Raw genomic sequence first — 14,240 nt, forward strand, 5'->3', positions numbered from 1 at the left:
TCCCATTCTAGTATTTGATTTCACCATTTGCTACTTTTAGCAAGTATTGTCCATAGCCAGTTTTAGAATAGAAATTCCCTCTTTCAACTAATTGATCACGAGTAATCCAATTGTTAATATAGCCAATTTCCTCTAATGCTGCTATTTTTATTCCTTGATAATCTTCAACTGTACGAACAAAATTAGATGCATCAACTAAACTTTGATGTGTACCTGTATCTAACCATGTAAATCCTCTGCCTAACAGTTCTACTTCTAGTTCTCCTAGTTGTAAATATGCTTCATTAACAGAGGTTATTTCCAATTCACCACGTTCTGAAGGTTTTACATTTTTAGCAATATCCACAACTCTATTATCATAGAAATATAAACCAGTTATTGCATATCTAGATTTTGGAACCTTTGGCTTTTCCTCCACACTAATAACTTTCCCATCAGTATTAAATTCGACAACCCCGAACCGTTCTGGATCTTGAACATGATACCCAAAAACCGTTGCCCCATTTTCCTTTTGAGCTGCTCTCTGAAGAATTTTTCTAATGCCACTTCCATAATATATATTATCTCCTAATATCATGGCGACAGAATCGTCACCAATAAACTCTTCGCCAATGATAAAGGCTTGAGCAAGCCCATCAGGAGTAGGCTGAACTTTGTATTGTAAAGAAATTCCATACTGAGAGCCATCCCCCAAAAGGGCTTCAAAACGAGGAGTGTCCTCTGGTGTTGAAATAATTAATATTTCCTTAATTCCGGCCAACATTAATGTAGATAACGGGTAATATATCATTGGTTTATCATTAATTGGTAGTAGTTGTTTACTTGTAACCTGTGTTAACGGATATAGTCTTGTTCCACTCCCACCAGCTAGGATTATACCTTTCATACTTGTCCCTTCCTTCACTTTAATTATAAGTATTTTCCAAAGCTAAAAATTAATATAGTTATACTTACTACCCACGTTCACGTTTTAACAAAATCTTTAATTCACTTATAGTTATTACTATTTCTTGTCTTTTAATTATTAAATAAATGATATATGTTATTAAATATATTATTATTCCATAAATTGATGCTACATACCAACCTAAAAGAATAAATAATATTGATAACAACATCTCAAATAATATATCTTTATTTACATTAAGATTTAAAATTTTTGATAATATTTTCTCTGCTAATATGCATCTAATCGCAACAAGAATTACAATTGATGTAACTGCTAAAGTCAGATTTTTGAATAATAATGTAAATAGTATAGTAAATATTAAGCTGAAAATTACAGTTATTATATTTATAACTAATATTAATTTCTCTTTACGAAGTGTCTTTAGATATGTATTTATAAGGAGAGCCATTTTACCTTCGTAAATACACATTGGAAAAATCAGCACTAAATAGATTAAACTGTCTGCATATTGTGGAAGCCATAGAGATATTATTAATTTTAAAGGATAATAAACAATGATTAATCCCAATAAAGGAACCATTAATAGTGATCTCATAGTGTGATATATTTTCAGGAGATTTTCCTCATTTGTTCTTCGTAAAAGAGGAAAAATAACAATTCCAATAGCATTTACAAAAATCATAACTAAATTAGAAATACTAATTATTAATGACACTTTACCAAACGTAGCCACATCCCATGTCCTCTCAATTCCAAACCTAACTACCCCAATTATTAAGAGGCTGGCAATATTCGCAAACATTAATTGGATACCAACACTAATATTCTGAAAAGCTTCCCTTATACTAATATATAAATCAGATATCTTTCTAAAGACTATATCTCTACAACAGTATGTCGAATATAGCAATGCGAATAATTTACCTGCAGTATCAGCAAGTATTAATATCTTATAATTTCTAAAACCGACTACTAAAAATAGAATGATAAGAAGACAATAGATTATCTTTTCCAACATTGTTATTTGGGCATATTCTTTTATTCTATTTGTCGCTTGCATTAAGTATAATAACATCCCTCGAATGTTAACTATTAACATTCCAATGGCAGTCATTTTAATTATGAATAATTTATCAATATCCTGAATAAATAGATTAGATGCTATTATTAATATTACTAATAAGGCACTTTGAAAGAGGACAAGCATCCAAAATTGAGAAAAAAATAACTTCTTATTTAAATCTATATAATCTTTACCGCCATATCTAAGATAAATTCCATCATTCCAACCAAAATGCAAGAAACCTACATAAGAAATATAGAACATATATAATTGCCAATAACCATATTCCTCAACACCTAAAAGTTTTGGTACTATAAGTATTACTAACGTTGATATAAATAATGATAAGAAATTTGATGTCAAAGTATATGAAAAATTCTTAACAAAATTTAATGCTTTTTTATTCAAATTTATCCCTCTTCAAAATTATTGCAAGTAGAGTTTACAAAGTAAACTTAATGTAATAAAATAATTTTGTTTGTTATACACTCTTCATATTATCAATATAAACTTTGTTGTTTTTTTGTATCTTTGACAACTCTTTCAACGAATTAACCATATTTTTATAAACAAATAACCTTTTCTTTTTAGGTCTATTGAATAATGCATCTGTTGAAGAGTCTTCTTTATGCAAAATTTGAATTTTGGGGTAATAAACTACCTTAAGGTTTTCTTTATTTGCTATATAAAAAAGAATGTGCTCTTCCATATACATAAATGTATTATCATACAAACCATTATAATTATTTACAAAATCCGGGCTTAAAATCAAGCAAGAACCATGTAATTGTATATCTTCAAGTTCTGACTCCCAATTTGCGTTATTATAATACTTATTATTATTATTTTCCCCTTTTAAAGAAAAGTAAGTATTCATTATCAAATCTTCGCAACCAATACGATTAAGAAATATTTTAGTTTTTATTCTTAGAATCATTTTTCTTATTTCTGATTCGTCTATTTCCTCTAATAACTGAGGGTTTTGATGTAATCCATCTTTTGTGGATACAATATCTGGTCCCAAAATATGAAATTTACTTTTATTGTATCTTGCTAGTAAATCACTTAGAAAACTTTTCTGTTTAATTATAGTGTCATTATTAATTAGAATTACAAAATCTGCTCCTAATTGATCCTTTGCATACCTATAACCTAAATTATTTCCTTTAGCAAAACCTAAATTTTCTTTACTCTTTTTAATAAATACCTTGCTAATTCCTTTAAAGGTTTGCTCTAACATTTCTCCACTATCGTTTGGAGAACCGTTATCCACTACTACGATATTATAATCATTGTAGTCTACATTAGATATTATAGAATCTATACATTCCCTAGTATCTTCAAACGTTAGATAATGTAGAATTACAAAAGTAACTTTCATTTAGAATTCTCCTTATATATAAATAACATTCGCTCATATTAACTTTTTATTAAACTGCTAATCTCTTTTTCAAATCTTTCTACAAATGCTACTTTATTGGATTCACCTTTACTCTTATATTTGTCATGTAGATTATCTTTATTACTTAACAAAGACTTTAATTCATCAATTTCTTCAACAAGAATGATTTTGTTCTCATTTGCTAACCTTTTTGCAAAGATTAATTGATGATTATCAATATGCTCATCATATTTTTTTTGTCTTGGAACAACCACGGGAATCTTATTATGCGAATATGCTAAAAAAATACTAGCCGGTCCTCCATGAGTAATTATTAAATCAGCCTCCGCTGCATAATTATTCATTTCGATAAATGATAATAACTTTTCATATTTAAATGTACGAGGTTGATAATCACTATAACCTATTTGTGCGATTACTTCTTCAGTAATAACGCCTTGCTCTTTCAATATGTCTATTTTTTCTAATAACCTATTAAATTGTTGCTCATGGGTTCCAACTGTAACAAATATCATAAAATGCCTCCTATATTTGTCCCTTTAGGATAAAACTTCTTTTGTTCTTCCCATTGGAGTATAAATTTATCTGTAATAGGATAAACAATTTTCCCTGTTATAGTTGGAAGATCAACTCTATCATAAACTTCAATATAAACTAATTTTGCTCCGAAAAGCTTGCCGATGTAAAAGAAAGGAATTGCTGGAGCTGCACCAGAAGAAATAATTAAATCTGGTTTTTCTTTGAAAAGTACTTTAAAAGCTAAAAAAGTATTTTTTATTAAATTCTTAATATTTCTATTCGTTGGGAAATAACACCAATACTTTTTTTCGTTCAAAAGTAGACTCTTAGCATCTTCCTTTTCAAAGGTTACCCAAAACCTATCATGCTTTTCCCAAAACTCTTTTAAATAGTATAAATGTGTCAAATGACCACCACTAGAACCTACTAAGCATATTTTCATATAATTTCTCCTATTATTATTTTAATTTTTTATAAATCTCATTCTTTCAATTAAAGGACCAAGATATATTAATAGAAACTCTCTTTTTGGCAATGTAAAAAATATACTTATTAGTATTAACGTTATTTTCTGTTTCAATTGTATCTTTGAATATTGATTAGACTTCTTATAATATTTAAGAGCAGATTTATAATTTCTTGATTTGAGATAAGCAGTAACAATCTCCATATAATGCATTTTATAAATTGTATTACCCTCATCAACAGTCAGTTTCTTAATATCCCCTTCAAACTTTGACAGAAAATATTCTTTCACTTCTAAAAAGGTTTGAGGATTAGGTATATTAATCCGTGAATCTTTATGTATGTTAATAAGAACATCATTAATAGATAGTATTTCATATTCCCTAAACATTCTTAATAAAATGTCCCAATCTTGATGACGCTTAAGTGATTCATCGAACAATCCTATATTAGAAAATACCTCTGACTTGAATAAAACATTAGAGCCCGAACCTGTTCCCCATTTCATCTGAAGTAATTCGGAAATTAGATTCCCATTTTCCAGTGGAATATTTCTCTTAATTACTTTGTTTCCTCTGATAATGTTATAACCACCATACACGGCTCCAATTTTCTTATTAGTTTTCCTCAAAATTTCAACTTGCATACTAATTTTTTTTTCTAAAAATTCATCATCATCATCTAGAAATGCTATATACTTACCATTAGAATTTTTTATTCCAGTATTTCTTGCAGCAGAACCATTAAGATTCTGCTCATGCTGTAAATACTTTATATTTTTATAATCCTTGTATTTTTCCATTAAAAGCTCAGTTTGCTTTCTATATTTGCTATTAGTATCATTATCATCTACTACAATAATTTCAATTGGAGTATAAGTTTGACCTAAAACACTTTCAATAGCCCTGCTTAAGAAATCAGACCTTTTATATGTTGGTATAATTACTGTGACTAATTCACTCAATTCCCTACCAACCTCCTTTAACCTATCAAATAAAATAATATAGCTCATTTAATAAGCATCTCTGGACCCAAATAACACAAAAAATGTCCTTATAATTAATTTAATATCTAGATATGTATTTCTCTCATTAATATACTTAATATCCAATAAGATCCACTCATCAAAACCTATATTACTTCTACCACTTACTTGCCAATAGCATGTTAAGCCTGGAGTAACCTTTAAACGTTGTTTTTCGTATGACCCATATAGGGCCACCTCATTGGGTAATGGAGGTCTTGGTCCTACTAGACTCATATCTCCTATAAGCACATTGAGTAACTGTGGTAATTCATCAATACTAGTTTTTCTGATGAATTTTCCTATTTTTGTAATTCTAGGATCGTTCTTCATTTTGAAAACTGGACCATCAGCTTCATTTTGTTCCAATAATGATGCTTTTAATTCTTCTGCATTAGAAACCATTGACCGAAATTTATACATATAAAATTCTTTCTCATCTTTACCAATTCTAATTTGTCTAAATAGGATTGGACCTTTAGGGTCCTCTAATTTAATTAATATTGCAATTATTATTATTAATGGTGATAGAACTAGTAGACCAAAAATTGATGAAACTACATCAATAAAACGTTTAGTTATCAAATAGGCCTTTTGTTCCCTCATTTCAACTGTTCTATATTGTTCCTTGGCTTCATTTACAGCATTTTTATTTGAGGTTGTATAAGACAATTTTGAATCACCACTTTCTAAGATTATTTAGTTAGTACTGATAGCAGAAACTTTATAATTCTACCATTTAATTAAAAAATTCCAAAAAGCTTTCTTTTTTTTATAGGTTCCGGTATTTCTTTATATATATTTTCATTTCCCAATAACTTTTCGGAATTATCTAAAAATAAGTATACGTATTCCATTCCATATTGGTCTTTTATTAACTCATACGCAGTTTTCATTTTAAAAGAGCGAGTGTTCGTGTTGTGGGCATCGGATGCTATAAAATGTGTTAGATTATATTCAATTAGCTGTTTTGAAAATTTTTGTACAGATTTACCGAAATATCCTGCAACACTTGCAGCAGTTACTTGTGTTAATGCACCATTTTTCACTAAATTGTAGAGAATTTCTGGCTTATCAAGTAACTCTTTATTCCGTTCAGGATGTACTATGATTGGGGTTAAACCTTCGAGTTGTATATCATAAAGCAATCTATCAGTATATCTCGGAACAACTGAAGACGGAAATTCAATAAACAAGTAATTTGTATTGGAAAGAGTAAGGATTTCTCCTTTATTGTAATCATCTATTATCTCCCCATAAATTCTGTTTTCTTGTCCTGGAAGAATAGTTAGTGGTATATTTTCTTTTTCTAACAAACTATTAAAATTATCTACATGTTTAACAATTTCTCTTTTTGTATTATCAAACATATTATTTCTGTGATGTGGTGTAGCAATTATTGTTTTAATACCTTCCTTTACAGCTTCCCTTGCCATGGATAAACTTTTATCAATTGTTGCTGGACCATCATCAATTCCAGGCAATATATGACAATGAATATCAATCATTCTAATTTACCTTCCTTCTTTTAAAAAGGATCTTATTCTATATGTTTCAGATTATTAGTACAGCTTACAGAACAAACTAAAATCATTAGTTTGTTCCGTAGTAATAATAATTTCCCTTTTTATCAATCTTCTTATTATTTAACACAACTCCTAAAAGTCGACCGTTAGTAGCAGTCAGAAGTTCCTTTGTTTTAATTAAAGAATCTTTTTCTGTTTTTCCACTACTAACAACTAAAACACTTCCCTGACACAAGTTACCTAATATTTGTGCATCAGTTACAGCAAGTACAGGCGGTGTATCAAAAACTATAAGATCAAATTCCTCTAAAGCTTGCTCCATAAAATGTTGCATAGCTTTTGAACCTAACAATTCAGATGGATTAGGAGGAATTGGACCACTCGGCAGCACATACAAATTACCTTCGTCTGTTTTATTCACTGCCTCCATTACTCCTATTTGATTAGTTAATATTGAAGTTAAACCAGTATTATTTGTTAACTTAAACGTATAATGAACAGTTGGTTTTCTCAAATCCGCATCAACTAATAAGACTGTTTTCCCCTGCTGTGCAAATACAACTGCAAGATTAGCTGTAGTAGTAGACTTACCCTCACCTGGTCCAGAGGAAGTAACCATCAAAGAACGGATTTCTTCGTCTACACTTGAATATAAAATGTTAGTACGTATAGTTCGGTATTGCTCGGATATGGGAGACTTAGGATCATACTTTGCTATAAGCTTTCTTTTACTATCCAATAATTTTCTTTTACTACTTGTAATAGTTGGCACTTAACTAGCTCCCTTCATTCTTCCATTAGTTGTTCCTCTTACTTTAGCATCAAAACTTTCATCAATAACAGTAATCGCGCCCAAGACAGGTAATTCTAATAATCTCTCAACATCTTGTTCTGTTTTAACAGTATTATCGAAATACTCCAGTAAGAAGGCTAATCCTATACCTATTAGAAGACCAATTACTGCAGCAATAGCAATATTTAATGGTGGATTAGGACTAACTGGTGATTGGTTTTCCTGATCATCAGCAAGCGGAAGTATTGTAACATTATCAACACTCATTATATCTTTTATTTCTGTTTCAAATACTTCAGCAGTCTTATTTGCAATCTCTAACGCAATTGCTGGATTAGGATCAGTTACAGAAACGGTCATAATTTGTGAATTTTGTGCACTTTCCACTATTATCTTATCGTTCAGATCTGAGACACTGATATCTAAACCAAGGTCATTTTTCACTTCATTAAGAATAGCTGCACTTTTTAATATCACACTATATGTACTAATTAACTGAACGTTAGTTTGTACTTCATTGTAATTATATACAGACTGATCTTCCTTCGTTTGATTCACCAGTATTTGGGTAGAAGATTTATATTCTGGTGTCAAGACAAAATAACTAACTAACCCGCTTCCTATCATTGCAATTAATGTAACTGAGATTATTAATAGTAATCTTTTTCGTAATGTCTGAAATAATTCTTTGAGACTTATTGTTTCTTCCATGACTTCCTCCTAGAAAAATTATAAAAACATGAATTATTATAACATAATTAATTGCTAAATTTGTCGATTCTTGACATACTTTTAGTAGATTGCTTACATTTGCTCTTTTACTTTATCAAGTATTTTGTTATTTTAATAGTATTAATTTAAACTTGGGAAATTTTTCCCTAAAAATGCAGGGATTTCCCTTTTATTTTCTTTTTTACATAATTAAAATATCCTAATTTTGTTTGGAGGTTATAATGAAAACTTTAATAGTCACCGTTCTTGCTTTAATACTTGCTGCTGTTCTGGTATTTGGCAATATTCATTGGAATTCAAGAAGTTCTGAACAAGCTTCTACTCCAGCTATCACCAAATCTGACACTAATACAGAAGCTGAACCTGAAATCGACAAGGAGTATTATTTAGAGCTTGCTGCTAATTGGCCTGAGGAAGCTAAGGAGCAATTAGAAAACAAATTAAACAGCAATAAAACTTTTAAAATTATCCTGCTTGGATCTAATTCAATCGGCAGTGATTCTCTTGGTTTGCAAAATTATTTAAAAGAAGCTCTCTCTGAAAAATATGAAAAGCATGTAGAGCTTGAAAGTATTGTTTATGAAAACACAACAGCTGATTATGTACTTAACAATGAAAAAGAAAAGCTAGTTGATTTAAAGCCTGATATGGTCATTTTTGAACCATTTCTCTTAAACGATAATAATGTTGTGGCAATTCCTGACACTGTGTCAAATATTTCCTCTATTATAGAGGAAACGGCTGCGGCTCTTCCTGATGTTACGTTTATTCTGCAACCGCCAAATCAAATATATGATGCAAATCTATATCCTATGCAAGTTGCTGCGTTGCAGGAATATGCAAAAGACCAAAACCTTACATATTTGAATCATTGGGAGGTATGGCCAGCAGGCAATGATGGTACTGTAAATGATTATCTTAATGCTGATGCACGACCTAATGAGTCTGGATTTAAATTATGGAGTGATTACCTCTCAGATTATTTGATTTCCGAATAGCGAGCTTTAAGCTCGCTATTTTACTATTTATTCGTTCTATATAACGCACAACTTATAATAACACCTAAAAATCCTTTCGTAAATAGGACTTTTGTAAATTTATTACCTATTTTTCTCCTTAAAACATGTAAACGCTTCCTAGTTTCTTCTATTATATATACGAATATTTATAAAAATATTTAAACAGTGTTTATATAAACATATCACTATCTTTTTCAGAAGAATGTAATGTTACACAAATATAATTTTTTCCTCACCTTCCCGTTATACTCCTACTTGAATTGTAATTAATAAATTTTTCTATTAAAAATTATTAAATTTAGGTTTATAGGCTAAAATACTTGGGTATTTAGTCACTGTTATGATGTTTTTTTCTCTAAATTAATAATAATGAGGTGATTATCAGGATTTAATTCATAAAAATAAGTCATTTATTTATGTTCTTTGAAGCGTTATTGCTAAGGACGTTTTTTATACAAATATATTTCAGTTTCAAAATTCTTAACATCAAAAAATACAAATTAAAGTTATTGCGAGGGGCAAAAATGGGAATTAGAAGAAAAGTGTTTATTGGGTTCGGTGCGATATTATTGTTTATTATTGGGTTTGCTGTTGTTGGTTATTGGGGAAATGATCGTGCTGATAATCAGATGGCAACATTAATTGATACAGATTATAGACTTGTTTCTTTGGCAAATAACCTGGAGGAAAATGTTGCGGAACGTGTTATTATCGCTCGTGGTTATGTGTTATATGGAAATGAAAAATATAAAACGCAGTTTGCTCAGAAAACAGAGGAAGCTGACTTGTTAATGGATGAAATGAAAGAAATATTAGGGGATAATGCAGATTTTGCTGATGCTGTTGCGAAAACGGCAAAATGGGAGAACCTCATTACAGATCAAGTTATTCCTGCTTACGATGAAGGGGGTTTTGATGCTGCAATACCATTAATGGAGCAATATTGCCAAGTGTGGTCGTCAGATGCTATGGATGCTTGGGATAAGATAAAGGATACAGTTGATGGGCAATTATTTAAAACAAGTGATAGCATCATCTCGGAAAACCATGCCCAGAAGAATGTATTTATGGTAATGGCTGTTTTAACTGCAGTGATCGTGTTAGCTGTGGCTGCATGGATGATTTACACTGTCGTAAAACCAATCAAAGTAATTGAAGGAAGACTTACTCAAATTAGTAATAATGATTTATCTGGAGAACCACTTTCTATCAATAGTAAGGATGAATTCTCGCAGCTTGCTAATGCTGTGAATATGATGGTCGCAAGCTTAGTAGGCATGATTGACCGCATTAAAACAACAGAAGGAAGATTGTTGAACACTTCAAGTCAGCTGCTTGGTGCAAGACAGGATTTGGAGGCCCAATCAGGTGGAATTCTTGAGTCTTTTGAACAAGTATCTATCGGTTCTATGCTTCAAAAGAATACAGCTAATGACATGGCTGCAACGATGTCTGAAGGTGCAAAAGGTATTGAGCTTATTGCAAGCTCCTCCTCTTCAGTTGCCGACTACTCAGTCCGTGTTAATGACGCAGCAAGTGAAGGTAATAAAGTTATTCAAGAAACTTTGGATGAGTTAAAGGGCTTAAATAGTACTGTTACGGAAACAGTTTCCGTTATGGAAGGTCTCGGAGAAAGAACAAATAGAATTGGAGCAATATCAGAGGTTATCACTAATATTGCAGAGCAGACGAACCTGCTTGCTCTTAATGCGACAATTGAAGCTGCAAGAGCTGGCGAACATGGGAAAGGATTTGCTGTGGTTGCAACAGAGGTTAGAAAGCTTGCAGAGAACTCTAAAGCATCTGCAGAGGAAATTGCTGATTTGATTGCAGCAGTTAAACATGATACAGAAACAGCAGTCACTTCAACTATTAAAAGTAAAAGTGAGATGGAAAGCAGCTTATTTGCAGCTAATAATGCTGGTTTAGCCTTTAAAAACATTTTAGCTTCTATCGAAAATATCGTCGCTCAGATTCAAGATATCTCTGCTACATCTGAGGAACTGTCTGCTAGTGTTGAGGAAATCACAGCCTCTGCTGATGAATTGGCCGCTATTGCAAGTGAAAATGTTGACCATGTTAATGCTGTAGCCTCTGCTTCTCAAAATCAAACTGCAACTAATGAACAAGTGGGCAGTTTGATAAATGAGCTGAATGAGATGTCTAAGGAACTTAATGATACAATGGAAAGATTCAAGCTATAATTAGTCAAAACGCCGCTTATTAAACGGCGTTTTTCTATACATTTTAATAAACCAACTGAACCTCCCGATGCTCCCAAACATCAAACAAATTCCCGTCCAAGTCCTCTAATGTGAAAAAGTTTCCATTATGTCCTTCATAGCTGATGTCGCTCACCAGTACTCCTTTTGCTAACAGCCTTTTATGAAGGAATTCAATATCGTCGGTGAAGAAGGTGATGATCCAGCGTTTTCTGCCTTCGACACGAAAGTGGGCACGAGACATGTCATCACTTTGTAAAAGATGCAGGATAGGTCGGTCATCCCGGAATAAACTGACGGAATCTTCTTGATGATGTCTTGCATTAAAGCCGAAGTTTTCCGTCCACCACTCAGCAGCTCTTTCCATATCTGCTGTTGGGATAACATTATAAGCGATACCTAATACTCTTCCCCTTGTACTGATGTTAGCTGTCATTCTCTTCACACTCCTTAATTCAATCGATTATTTTCTCATAAATTTGTTATTCTATCTCCTAGATGAAAATACCTTTCAGTTGCGCAAAGATAATGTTTCGGAACAGAATAATTGAATGCGCTTTCCTTGGGTGTTATAGTGAAAATAAGTATGACATATAATAACGAACGGAGATGTACTTATGCTGAATGTCAGAGGCTTATCATATAAAGATGTTAAAATCAGCCACTTGAGCTCCTTTGATGGCTATCAGATAAACTTTCGCCTTAATGATCATTTATATCAGTTTCTTGTGGGTAATAAGAAAAGACCTTTCCCTTTGAATGTGATGCATATCTTTAAAGAAAAGGATGTATGTGCCTTCTGCAATAAAACCATATATCCATATCCTGCAGGACAGCAAATTTGCCTTGAGTTCCAGAAGCATTTACCTTCCTTGCTGAATCATTTCCAGACTGTGTATCCGCAAGACTTTAAAGCTTAGGAGGGAGAAGTGCTCCCTCCTTTTTCTTATAATAATTCAATCCATTTAGAAGATATATACATTCCCTCTCCACCAACTTCCAATGCTTCCACATTATTATTAGCATCAACCTTAACATGAGAGATAATTTCTGATGGGGCATTCATCGCATGTCCTTGTTCAAAAATAAGGCTTGTGGCGCCTGGCTTCACTACATTATGTTTATAAAGATAGCCTGTTAACGCTCCACTTGCCGTGCCTGTTGCGCTTTCCTCATTGATGTCATATAGCGGTGCAAAATTACGGCAGAAGGCATCAACTCCAGAATCTGTATCTAAAGTAAAGACATGATAACCGACTACTTCCAGCTTGGCGCTTATTTCTTTCATTCTATTAAAATCTGGTTGAAGCGTTTGTAGCACTTGATTATTTTTGACTGGAATGATGATATCCTTTAATCCTGTTGAGACTATCTCAATAGGAAGAGTTGTCATGATATCCGCCTCATTAATTTGCAGTGACTCGGCAATTTCCTTTTTATCCAACTCTTGACCAAATTGGGGATTATTTTGTGTTAGAAAAACTTTCTCCCCTTCTATTCGAACTGGCAGGATGCCTGCTTTCGTTTCAATTGTAAAGTTGTTTTTGCTGACAGCCTTTCTTTGTACTAATAAAGCAAAAGAAGCAATTGTTGCATGGCCGCATAAGTCCACCTCAGACACAGGTGTAAAGTATTTGATTTTATAGTCAGCTGCAGAAGAACTTTGAATGAAGGCTGTTTCAGACAGACCCATTTCAGAAGCAATGTACTGCATGTTTTCTGCACTCAGTCCATCTCCATCCACTACAACACCTGCGGGATTGCCTCCTGATTTGTTTTTTGTAAAAGCATTTACTATAAATACTTGGATGTTCATTACATTTAATTTCCCTTCATTATTTATCCCATGTGTATGGAAAATCTATCATTTTCATGCTTTCTTTTATCCTATCAAGTAATTATAAAAATCATATGGTTTAATTGAGTATCATTATAAGGAGTTGTTCTGTCATGCTACTATACGATAAACCTAGAAAAGCATTTTTACACAATGATTTACTCGCTTATGAAAGTGAAGAAAATGATAAACACCTTATCTATCATTTTAACAAAGGGTATGTGACAGTATTAGGAGAATATCAAAGACAATATGATACAGAAGTTGCTGTTACTTATATTATTTATAATGGGGAAGATGTTATTTCTGTGCATGGCGGTATTCTGCGACTCGTTGATTAAATTACTATAAATAAAAAACATGTATCGTCAGCTACTTTTGTCAGGTTCTGCCCATGAAGATGATGTAGCTGTACTTCTTATGTACGGATAACTCCATAATAACACAGGATGTTTGAACTCAGTGAGAATAGAATCTATAGGAATATGTCTACTTTTACTACGTTGAAGATATTAATTATTTTCACAAGGTCTTTATAAATTAGAAAAGCACCTACTGTTAAAATAGGTACTTTTCTTTATTAGGCTTTTCTTCGAAGTTTTTGTTCCTGCTTGTTATTACGATATGCTGCAACTTTGTTCAGCACTTGCTCCCTTTCTTTCTTCCGTGCCAATACCTTCACAAACATATCTTCTACCTTGTAGCAAACTGTCTTGTAAATCCCCATC

Annotated in this window: 17 protein-coding genes; 4 read left to right on the forward strand and 13 right to left on the reverse strand. The window is 32.0% G+C overall.

All coding sequences use genetic code 11. The features are described 5' to 3' along the window. Positions 1 to 7: 7 nt before the first annotated feature. From rfbA to LXM54_RS13850, 10 genes are all read right to left on the reverse strand, one after another. Positions 8 to 886, reverse strand: coding sequence for a glucose-1-phosphate thymidylyltransferase RfbA (gene rfbA, locus LXM54_RS13805; RefSeq protein ID WP_233315795.1), 879 nt, complete (start codon positions 884 to 886; stop codon positions 8 to 10). Between the two features lie 67 nt (positions 887 to 953). Continuing rightward, complete coding sequence (locus LXM54_RS13810; RefSeq protein WP_233315796.1) at positions 954 to 2,381, reverse strand: hypothetical protein; 1,428 nt, start codon at positions 2,379 to 2,381, stop codon at positions 954 to 956. 73 nt (positions 2,382 to 2,454) lie between these two features. Continuing rightward, entirely contained in the window at positions 2,455 to 3,354 is a 900-nt protein-coding gene (locus tag LXM54_RS13815; protein ID WP_233315797.1) for a glycosyltransferase family 2 protein, read from the reverse strand. A gap of 38 nt (positions 3,355 to 3,392) precedes the next feature. Continuing rightward, on the reverse strand, positions 3,393 to 3,890 hold the full coding sequence (locus LXM54_RS13820; protein WP_233315798.1) for a glycosyltransferase: 498 nt from the start codon (positions 3,888 to 3,890) through the stop codon (positions 3,393 to 3,395). Next, a complete protein-coding gene (gene pssD / locus LXM54_RS13825) occupies positions 3,887 to 4,336 on the reverse strand; it encodes a PssD/Cps14F family polysaccharide biosynthesis glycosyltransferase (protein WP_233315799.1) in 450 nt (149 codons plus the stop codon). Before pssD ends, LXM54_RS13820 begins: the two co-directional genes overlap by 4 nt. Before the next feature lie 21 nt (positions 4,337 to 4,357). Continuing rightward, entirely contained in the window at positions 4,358 to 5,323 is a 966-nt protein-coding gene (locus LXM54_RS13830; protein WP_233315800.1) for a glycosyltransferase family 2 protein, read from the reverse strand. Positions 5,324 to 5,371: 48 nt separating this feature from the next. Next, a complete protein-coding gene (locus LXM54_RS13835) occupies positions 5,372 to 5,989 on the reverse strand; it encodes a sugar transferase (RefSeq protein WP_233316139.1) in 618 nt (205 codons plus the stop codon). A gap of 137 nt (positions 5,990 to 6,126) precedes the next feature. Beyond that, positions 6,127 to 6,891 carry a tyrosine-protein phosphatase gene (locus tag LXM54_RS13840; protein WP_233315801.1) on the reverse strand — a complete coding sequence of 255 codons (765 nt, stop codon included), beginning with the start codon at positions 6,889 to 6,891 and terminating at the stop codon, positions 6,127 to 6,129. Positions 6,892 to 6,976: 85 nt separating this feature from the next. Continuing rightward, positions 6,977 to 7,672 (reverse strand): CpsD/CapB family tyrosine-protein kinase, encoded by a 696-nt coding sequence (locus tag LXM54_RS13845; protein ID WP_325169579.1) that lies wholly within the window; start codon positions 7,670 to 7,672, stop codon positions 6,977 to 6,979. A gap of 9 nt (positions 7,673 to 7,681) precedes the next feature. Further along, a complete protein-coding gene (locus LXM54_RS13850; protein ID WP_233315802.1) occupies positions 7,682 to 8,413 on the reverse strand; it encodes a YveK family protein in 732 nt (243 codons plus the stop codon). Positions 8,414 to 8,655: 242 nt separating this feature from the next. Between LXM54_RS13850 and LXM54_RS13855 the strand changes: the two genes are divergently transcribed. Together LXM54_RS13855 and LXM54_RS28520 are read left to right on the forward strand one after the other, a co-directional pair. After that, a complete protein-coding gene (locus LXM54_RS13855) occupies positions 8,656 to 9,432 on the forward strand; it encodes an SGNH/GDSL hydrolase family protein (protein ID WP_233315803.1) in 777 nt (258 codons plus the stop codon). A gap of 1,139 nt (positions 9,433 to 10,571) precedes the next feature. Then, positions 10,572 to 11,657, forward strand: a complete 1,086-nt coding sequence (locus LXM54_RS28520) for a methyl-accepting chemotaxis protein (protein ID WP_442780490.1) — start codon at positions 10,572 to 10,574, stop codon at positions 11,655 to 11,657. Between the two features lie 43 nt (positions 11,658 to 11,700). Here LXM54_RS28520 and LXM54_RS13865 read toward each other — a convergent pair whose 3' ends face one another. Further along, complete coding sequence (locus LXM54_RS13865) at positions 11,701 to 12,111, reverse strand: VOC family protein (RefSeq protein WP_233315805.1); 411 nt, start codon at positions 12,109 to 12,111, stop codon at positions 11,701 to 11,703. A 181-nt stretch (positions 12,112 to 12,292) separates the two neighbouring features. Between LXM54_RS13865 and LXM54_RS13870 the strand changes: the two genes are divergently transcribed. After that, complete coding sequence (locus tag LXM54_RS13870) at positions 12,293 to 12,595, forward strand: hypothetical protein (protein WP_233315806.1); 303 nt, start codon at positions 12,293 to 12,295, stop codon at positions 12,593 to 12,595. A gap of 26 nt (positions 12,596 to 12,621) precedes the next feature. Here the strand turns inward: LXM54_RS13870 and LXM54_RS13875 are convergent, their stop codons facing one another. Then, the gene (locus LXM54_RS13875) at positions 12,622 to 13,491 is read right to left on the reverse strand and encodes a PhzF family phenazine biosynthesis protein (protein WP_233315807.1); all 870 of its coding nucleotides are present in this window, start codon (positions 13,489 to 13,491) and stop codon (positions 12,622 to 12,624) included. 134 nt (positions 13,492 to 13,625) lie between these two features. Between LXM54_RS13875 and LXM54_RS13880 the strand changes: the two genes are divergently transcribed. Beyond that, positions 13,626 to 13,853, forward strand: coding sequence for a hypothetical protein (locus LXM54_RS13880; RefSeq protein ID WP_233315808.1), 228 nt, complete (start codon positions 13,626 to 13,628; stop codon positions 13,851 to 13,853). A gap of 239 nt (positions 13,854 to 14,092) precedes the next feature. On the opposite strand, the gene LXM54_RS13885 is transcribed toward LXM54_RS13880, so the two are convergent. Continuing rightward, on the reverse strand, positions 14,093 to 14,239 hold the full coding sequence (locus tag LXM54_RS13885; protein ID WP_233315809.1) for a hypothetical protein: 147 nt from the start codon (positions 14,237 to 14,239) through the stop codon (positions 14,093 to 14,095). Between the last annotated feature and the right edge of the window lies 1 nt (position 14,240).

This window comes from Bacillus sp. Au-Bac7, assembly GCF_021341655.1.
Classification (GTDB): domain Bacteria; phylum Bacillota; class Bacilli; order Bacillales; family Cytobacillaceae; genus Niallia.

Excerpts from the sequence above, each read along its gene's own strand:
- rfbA (WP_233315795.1), bottom strand. The coding sequence starts at position 886 with ATGAAAGGTATAATCCTAGCTGGTGGGAGTGGAACAAGACTATATCCG.
- LXM54_RS13815 (WP_233315797.1), bottom strand. The coding sequence starts at position 3,354 with ATGAAAGTTACTTTTGTAATTCTACATTATCTAACGTTTGAAGATACT.
- LXM54_RS13820 (WP_233315798.1), bottom strand. The coding sequence starts at position 3,890 with ATGATATTTGTTACAGTTGGAACCCATGAGCAACAATTTAATAGGTTA.
- pssD (WP_233315799.1), bottom strand. The coding sequence starts at position 4,336 with ATGAAAATATGCTTAGTAGGTTCTAGTGGTGGTCATTTGACACATTTA.
- LXM54_RS13835 (WP_233316139.1), bottom strand. The coding sequence starts at position 5,989 with ATGAGGGAACAAAAGGCCTATTTGATAACTAAACGTTTTATTGATGTA.
- LXM54_RS13840 (WP_233315801.1), bottom strand. The coding sequence starts at position 6,891 with ATGATTGATATTCATTGTCATATATTGCCTGGAATTGATGATGGTCCA.
- LXM54_RS13850 (WP_233315802.1), bottom strand. The coding sequence starts at position 8,413 with ATGGAAGAAACAATAAGTCTCAAAGAATTATTTCAGACATTACGAAAA.
- LXM54_RS13855 (WP_233315803.1), top strand. The coding sequence starts at position 8,656 with ATGAAAACTTTAATAGTCACCGTTCTTGCTTTAATACTTGCTGCTGTT.
- LXM54_RS28520 (WP_442780490.1), top strand. The coding sequence starts at position 10,572 with ATGATTTACACTGTCGTAAAACCAATCAAAGTAATTGAAGGAAGACTT.
- LXM54_RS13865 (WP_233315805.1), bottom strand. The coding sequence starts at position 12,111 with ATGACAGCTAACATCAGTACAAGGGGAAGAGTATTAGGTATCGCTTAT.
- LXM54_RS13870 (WP_233315806.1), top strand. The coding sequence starts at position 12,293 with ATGCTGAATGTCAGAGGCTTATCATATAAAGATGTTAAAATCAGCCAC.
- LXM54_RS13875 (WP_233315807.1), bottom strand. The coding sequence starts at position 13,491 with ATGAACATCCAAGTATTTATAGTAAATGCTTTTACAAAAAACAAATCA.
- LXM54_RS13880 (WP_233315808.1), top strand. The coding sequence starts at position 13,626 with ATGCTACTATACGATAAACCTAGAAAAGCATTTTTACACAATGATTTA.
- LXM54_RS13885 (WP_233315809.1), bottom strand. The coding sequence starts at position 14,239 with ATGGGGATTTACAAGACAGTTTGCTACAAGGTAGAAGATATGTTTGTG.